The sequence below is a fragment of the Isoptericola sp. NPDC057391 genome (genome assembly GCF_042668085.1).
Taxonomy (GTDB): domain Bacteria; phylum Actinomycetota; class Actinomycetes; order Actinomycetales; family Cellulomonadaceae; genus Isoptericola.
Map to the genome: position 1 here is coordinate 1 of NZ_JBHVBO010000227.1, position 5,784 is coordinate 5,784.

Consider the following 5,784-nt stretch of genomic DNA (forward strand, 5'->3'; position numbering starts at 1 on the left):
CCCTGACAGGCCATCGAGGGGCCACGAGCCCACCCACAACGCCGGGGACGGTGTGGGTGCACGTGGACGGGCGGGCGTCGTCGTTCACCGTGCTCGACCGGGCCGCGCTGGCCGCACGACGGCGGGCGGAGCGCGCGCTCGTGGGCGGCGACGGCGCCGCAGCAGGCGCCACGACGGTCCGGGTCGCCATGCCCGGCACCGTGTCCGCGGTGCCCGTCGCGGACGGCGACGTCGTCGCGGCGGGCCAGCCCGTCGTCGTGGTCGAGGCGATGAAGATGGAGCACCCGCTGCTCGCGCCCGTCGGCGGCGTCGTCCGCCTCGACGTGCGCGCGGGCGACCAGGTGCGACTGGACCAGGTCGTCGCCGTCGTCGAACCACCTGTCGACACCCCCGAAGTACCCGCTGCCGACCCGGCACACCCCGCCGCGGCGGCAGCGCATCCCCAGGCAGACCCAGCCACACGAGGAGCGTCATGATCAGCGAGACCCAGTCCACGGTGCTCACCGACGAGCAGCGCAAGCTCAGCGCCGTGGTGCGCGAGTTCGCGGACCAGGTGGTGGCCCCGGCCGCGTACAGGTACGACACCGAGCGGCGCCTGCCGGTCGAGATCATCGAGCAGATGGGCGAGCTGGGGCTGTTCGGGCTGCCGTTCCCGGTGGACGTCGGCGGGCAGGGCAAGGACTACGTGTCGCTGTGCCTCGCCGTCGAGGCGCTCGCCCGCGTGGACCAGTCGATCGCGGTCACGCTCGAGGCGGGCGTCGGGCTGGGGATCATGCCGATCTTCCGGCACGGCACCGACGAGCAGAAGCAGCGTTGGCTGCCCGACCTGGTCAGCGGCCGTGCGCTCGCGGCCTTCGGCCTCACGGAGGCGGGCGCCGGGTCGGACGCCGGCGCCACGCGCACCACGGCCCGCCTCGAGGAGGGCGCGGGGCCGGACGGCGCGGGCGAGTGGGTGATCGACGGCTCCAAGCAGTTCATCACCAACTCGGGCACGCCGATCACGAGCGTCATCACCGTGACCGCGGTGACGGGGACGCGTACCGGAGCGGACGGCGCGACGCATCCCGAGCTGTCGTCGTTCCTCGTGCCGGCGGGCACGGCGGGCCTCACGGTGGGGCCGAGCTACGACAAGGTCGGCTGGCACACCTCCGACACGCACCCGCTGACGCTCGACGGCGTCCGCGTCCCCGCGGGCAACCTGCTCGGCGAGCAGGGCCGCGGGTACGCGAACTTCCTGCGCGCGCTCGACGAGGGCCGCATCGCCTTCGCCGCCCTCGCGACGGGTGCGGCGCAGGGCTGCCTCGAGGAGGCGCTGCGCTACGCGAAGGAGCGCGAGGTCTTCGGCCACGCCATCGGCGGCAACCAGCACATCGCGTTCACGCTGGCGCGCATGCAGGCGCGCGTGCACTCCGCGCGGCTGTGCTGGCTCGACGCCGCGCTCAAGCAGGTGCACGGCAAGCCGTTCAAGGCGGAGGCGTCGGTGGCGAAGCTCGTGGGCGGCGAGGCCGCGATGGCGAACGCGCGCGACGCCGCGCAGATCTTCGGCGGCTACGGCTTCCTCAACGAGAACCCCGTGGCCCGGCACTACCGGGACTCCAAGGTGCTGGAGGTGGGCGAGGGCACCACGGAGGTGCAGCTCATGATCATCGCCCGCGACCTGGGGCTGGCGTCGTGAGCACGAGCGAGGGAGGGCGTCATGCGTGACGAGGTGCAGCGCGGGCTGTACTACGACGAGCTGGATCCGGACGTGCGGTACGTGCACCGTCCGGGGCGCACGATGACGGAGGCGGACAACGCGCTGTTCACGTCCGTCACGATGAACCCGCAGGGCCTGCACCTCGACGCGGCGTGGGCGGCGACGCAGCCGTTCGGGCGCCCCCTGGTGAACTCGATGCTCACGCTGGCCACGCTGGTGGGGCTGTCGGTGGCGCACCTGACGCGCGGCACGCTCGTGGCGAACCTCGGCTTCACTGAGGTCGCGTTCCCGCACCCGATGTTCCACGGCGACACGCTGTACGGCGAGACGACGGTGCTGGACCGGAGGCTGTCCCGCTCGCGCCCCGGCACCGGCGTCGTGACCGTGGAGCACGTGGGCCGCAACCAGGACGGCGACGTCGTGGCCAAGGCGGGGCGGACCATGCTGATGTGGACGCGCGAGGGCCACGAGGAGCACGAGCACCGGCGCGACAGCGAGCACGGCGGGGGCGTGCTGTGAACCCCGCCCCGTTCACGCTCGGCCCGGCGCTGCTGTTCTGCCCCGCCGACCGGCCCGACCGGTTCGCCAAGGCCCTGGACCGCGCCGACGCGGCGCTCCTCGACCTCGAGGACGCCGTCGCGCCCGGGCGCAAGGCCGACGCCCGCGCCGCGCTGGTGGACACGGTGCTGGACCCGGAGCGGGTGATCGTGCGCGTCAACGCGGTCGGGACCCCCGAGCACGAGGCCGACCTCGCCGCCCTCGCCCGCACGCCGTACCGCACGGTGATGCTGCCCAAGGCGGACGGCCGGTTCGTCGGCCCGCTGCTCGCGCCGGACGGCGGCCCGTACGCCGTCGTCGCGCTGTGCGAGACCGCCGCGGGCGTGCTCGCCGCGCCCGCGCTGGCCGCCCGGCCGGACGTCGTCGCCCTCGCGTGGGGCGCCGAGGACCTGGTGGCCTCGCTGCACGGCACGTCCAGCCGGCGGCCCGACGGCGCGTACCGCGACGTCGCGCGGCACGCCCGGTCCGCGGTGCTGCTCGCGGCCGGCGCGGCGGGCAAGGCGGCGATCGACGCCGTGCACCTGGAGCTCGACGACCTCGAAGGGCTGCGCGCCGAGGCGCTGGACGCCGCGGCCAGCGGCTTCGTCGCGTCGCTGTGCGTGCACCCCAGCCACGTCGCCGTCGTGCGCGCCGCGTTCGCGCCGTCCGAGGCCGAGGTGGAGCGGGCCCGGGAGGTGCTCGCCGCGGCCGCGGGGAGGGCGGAGGCGCTCGCCGACCTCCCGGCCGGACGCTCGTCCGACTCCGGCGTGCTCACCGTGGGCGGCCAGATGGTGGACGCGCCGCTGCTGCGGCACGCGGAGGCGGTGCTGCGCCGCGCCGAGCAGGTGGAGCAGGTCGCGGAAGGGACTCCCGACGGCCCCGCCGTCGGACGTACGGTCGAGGAGAACGGGGGACGACGATGACGGTGTCGAGAACGGTGGACCGGCTGCAGCCCAGCGCCGTCGCCGCGCTGGACGGCCTGCTGCACGACGGCATGACGATCGCCGTCGGCGGGTTCGGCCTGAGCGGCAACCCGAACGACCTCATCGAGGCGGTGCGCGACTCGGGGGTGAGGGACCTGACGGTCGTGTCCAACAACATGGGTGTGGACGGCAAGGGGCTCGGCATCCTGCTGGAGAACGACCAGGTGCGGCGCGTGCTGTCGTCGTACGTGGGGGAGAACAAGCTGTTCGCGCAGCGGTACCTGGACGGCGCGCTCGAGGTGGAGTTCGTGCCGCAGGGCACGCTCGCCGAGCGGCTGCGCGCGGGCGGCGCCGGCATCCCCGCCTTCTACACGCCCACCGGGGTCGGCACGCCGGTGGCCGAGGGCAAGCCGGTCGACGAGATCGACGGGCGGCGGTACGTGCTGGAGCGCGCCATCGTGGCGGACCTGTCGCTGGTGCACGCGCGGCGCGCGGACCGGTTCGGCAACCTCGTCTACCGGTACACGGCCCGGAACTTCAACCCGGTGATCGCGACGGCCGGGCGCGTGACGGTGGTCGAGGCGGAGGAGATCACCGACGAGCCGATCGACCCGGACGTGGTCGTGACGCCGGGCATCTACACGCACCGCCTCGTGCTGGCGCGCGAGCGGGTCAAGGACATCGAGCAGCGGACGGTACGCCCCGCGCCGGCGAGCGTGGCGGACCCGACGACGGCGGGAGGTGGGGCATGACCTGGACGCGCGACGAGATGGCCGCCGTGGCGGCGGCGGAGCTGCGCGACGGCGACTACGTCAACCTCGGCATCGGCATCCCTACGCTCGTGGCGAACCACCTGCCGCCCGGCGTCGGCATCACGCTGCAGAGCGAGAACGGGCTGCTCGGCATCGGCCCGTTCCCGGTCGACGGCGAGGAGGACGCGGACCTCATCAACGCGGGCAAGCAGACGGTCACCGCGGTCCCGGGCGCCAGCTACTTCGACGCGGCGGCGTCGTTCGCGATGATCCGCGGCGGCCACATCGACATCGCGATCCTGGGCGCGCTGCAGGTCTCCGCCACCGGCGACCTGGCGAGCTGGACCGTGCCCGGCAAGCTCGTCAAGGGCATGGGCGGGGCGATGGACCTGGTGGTGGGTGCGCGGCGCATCGTCGCGCTGATGGACCACGTGGCCCGCGACGGGTCGCCCAAGCTGCGCCGCCGCTGCACGCTGCCGCTGACCGGGGAGGGCGTCGTCGACCGGATCGTCACCGACCGCGCCGTGCTCGACGTCGCCGACCACGGCCTGGAGGCCGCGTTCGTGCTGCGCCGGCTGGCGCCCGGCGTCACGGTCGACGAGGTGCGCGAGGCGACCGAGGCGGAGGTGGTCGTGGACCTGGAGGACGAGCGGCACGTGGACGCCGAGGCGGGCGACGGCTCGCCGGCCGTGATGGAGGAGGGACACCGATGACCGTGATCGCGGGGTACCGGCGCACGCCGTTCGTGCGCTCGAACGGGGCGTTCGCGTCCGTGCCGGCGACGGCGCTGGGCGCGCACGCGCTGGCGGCGGCGCTCGCGGCGGCCGGCGTGGAGCCGGGGGAGGTGGACGTCGTCGTCGGCGGGCAGGTGCTGCAGGGCGGCGCGGGGCAGAACCCCGCCCGGCAGGCGGGCGTCGGCGCAGGGGTGCCGATGACCGTGCCGGCCGTGACGCTCAACGCCGTCTGTCTGTCCGGCGCGGAGGCGGTGGTGCAGGCGCACCGGCTGATCTCGGGAGGTGAGGCGGCGATCGTCGCGGTGGTCGGGATGGAGTCGATGACGCTGGCGCCGCACGCCTGGGTCGGCTCGCGCGCGGGGCAGAAGTTCGGCCCCGTCGAGCTGATCGACACGATGGCGCACGACGGGCTGACCGACGCGTTCGAGCACGACTCGATGGGGCTGAGCACCGAGCGGCACGGCGAGGGCATGGCCGCCGCGGCCTGGAACACGCGCGAGGCTCAGGACGCCCTGGCCGTCGCGTCGCACACCCGGGCGGCCAAGGCGGCGGACCTCCTCGCCGAGGAGATCACGCCCTACGAGGTGCCGGGCCGGCGCGGCACCGTCCGCGTGGAGGCCGACGACGGCGTGCGCCCGGACTCCACGCTCGACGGCCTCGCCCGGCTGCGGCCGGCGTTCCGCGTGGACGGCACGATCACCGCGGGCAACGCGTCGCAGATCTCCGACGGCGCGGCCGCCCTGGTGCTCGTGGCCGACGACGTCGCGGAGGCTCGCGGGCTGACGGGGGTGCGGGTGCGGTCCCATGCGCTCGTCGCGGGGCCCGACGTCGGCCTGCACGCACAGCCCGCGAACGCGATCGCCGCCGCCTGCGAGCGGGCCGGCGTCGCGCCGCGCGACCTCGGCGCCGTCGAGATCAACGAGGCGTTCGCCGCCGTGGTGCTCGCGTCGGTGGAGATGCTGGGTCTCGACCCGGAGCTGGTGAACGCGCACGGCGGAGCCATCGCGCTGGGGCACCCCATCGGGGCGTCCGGCGCGCGCGTCGTGGGTCACCTCGCACGGCGGCTGGAGCTGCTCGGGCCCGGGGCGGTGGGCGCCGCCGCGCTGTGCGGCGGCGGCGGCCAGGGGTCGGCGGTGCTCCTG

Annotated in this window: 7 protein-coding genes; all 7 read left to right on the plus strand. The window is 75.0% G+C overall.

The genetic code is table 11. The features are described 5' to 3' along the window. Positions 1-476: acetyl-CoA carboxylase biotin carboxyl carrier protein subunit (locus tag ACFUVW_RS18990; protein ID WP_430572863.1), on the plus strand; the 476-nt coding region annotated here is incomplete at its 5' end. Next, positions 473-1,675: an acyl-CoA dehydrogenase family protein gene (locus ACFUVW_RS18995; RefSeq protein ID WP_430572864.1), complete on the plus strand. Its 1,203-nt coding sequence runs from the start codon at positions 473-475 to the stop codon at positions 1,673-1,675. The genes ACFUVW_RS18990 and ACFUVW_RS18995, both read left to right, overlap by 4 nt. A 21-nt stretch (positions 1,676-1,696) precedes the next feature. Next, positions 1,697-2,215, plus strand: coding sequence for a MaoC family dehydratase (locus tag ACFUVW_RS19000; protein WP_430572865.1), 519 nt, complete (start codon positions 1,697-1,699; stop codon positions 2,213-2,215). After that, complete coding sequence (locus tag ACFUVW_RS19005; protein WP_430572866.1) at positions 2,212-3,156, plus strand: HpcH/HpaI aldolase/citrate lyase family protein; 945 nt, start codon at positions 2,212-2,214, stop codon at positions 3,154-3,156. The genes ACFUVW_RS19000 and ACFUVW_RS19005 overlap by 4 nt, the downstream gene beginning before the upstream one ends. Next, positions 3,153-3,908, plus strand: coding sequence for a CoA transferase subunit A (locus ACFUVW_RS19010; RefSeq protein WP_430572867.1), 756 nt, complete (start codon positions 3,153-3,155; stop codon positions 3,906-3,908). The genes ACFUVW_RS19005 and ACFUVW_RS19010 overlap by 4 nt, the downstream gene beginning before the upstream one ends. Further along, positions 3,905-4,621, plus strand: a complete 717-nt coding sequence (locus ACFUVW_RS19015) for a 3-oxoacid CoA-transferase subunit B (protein ID WP_430572868.1) — start codon at positions 3,905-3,907, stop codon at positions 4,619-4,621. The genes ACFUVW_RS19010 and ACFUVW_RS19015 overlap by 4 nt, the downstream gene beginning before the upstream one ends. Further along, the coding region (locus ACFUVW_RS19020; RefSeq protein ID WP_430572869.1) for an acetyl-CoA C-acyltransferase at positions 4,618-5,784 on the plus strand (1,167 nt) is incomplete at its 3' end. The genes ACFUVW_RS19015 and ACFUVW_RS19020, both read left to right, overlap by 4 nt.

Coding starts and splice junctions, on each gene's coding strand:
- ACFUVW_RS18995 (WP_430572864.1), top strand. CDS start 473: ATGATCAGCGAGACCCAGTCCACGGTGCTCACCGACGAGCAGCGCAAG.
- ACFUVW_RS19000 (WP_430572865.1), top strand. CDS start 1,697: ATGCGTGACGAGGTGCAGCGCGGGCTGTACTACGACGAGCTGGATCCG.
- ACFUVW_RS19010 (WP_430572867.1), top strand. CDS start 3,153: ATGACGGTGTCGAGAACGGTGGACCGGCTGCAGCCCAGCGCCGTCGCC.
- ACFUVW_RS19015 (WP_430572868.1), top strand. CDS start 3,905: ATGACCTGGACGCGCGACGAGATGGCCGCCGTGGCGGCGGCGGAGCTG.